Annotated in this window: 1 pseudogene; it reads right to left on the reverse strand. The window is 67.9% G+C overall.

The features are described from left to right. Positions 1-436: pseudogene (locus I6F37_RS40540) on the reverse strand (tryptophan--tRNA ligase); the annotation flags it as partial.

Consider the following 436-nt stretch of genomic DNA (forward strand, 5'->3'; position numbering starts at 1 on the left):
GTATTGGGTGTAGTGCTCGGCGAGTTCGGCCGGGTTGCCGCCGGTGGCGGCAGCCAGGATGTCGAGCAGGTTGCTGACGCCAGGCTTGGCGGCGATGTCGTAGCGCACCTCGGCCTCGGAGTCGGTGACGGCTCGCTTGAACTTGCGCGCGATCCCGGCCGGGTCGTCCATGAGCTGGATCAGCCCGGCGTCGCTGGCGGCCGACTTCGACATCTTGGAGGTCGGGTCCTGGAGGTCCATGATCCGACCGCCGACCTCGGGCACGCGGACCTCAGGCTCGACCAGGATCGGCTTTTCGGCCGACGCGAAGCGCTCGTTGAAGCGCCTGGCGACCTCGCGCGTCAGCTCGATGTGCTGGCGCTGGTCCTCGCCGACCGGAACCTCATCCGCCTTGTAGACGAGCACGTCGGCCGCCTGCAGCACGGGATAGAGAAAC

The organism is Bradyrhizobium sp. NBAIM08 (genome assembly GCF_020193935.1).
In the GTDB taxonomy this organism is placed as follows: domain Bacteria; phylum Pseudomonadota; class Alphaproteobacteria; order Rhizobiales; family Xanthobacteraceae; genus Bradyrhizobium; species Bradyrhizobium yuanmingense.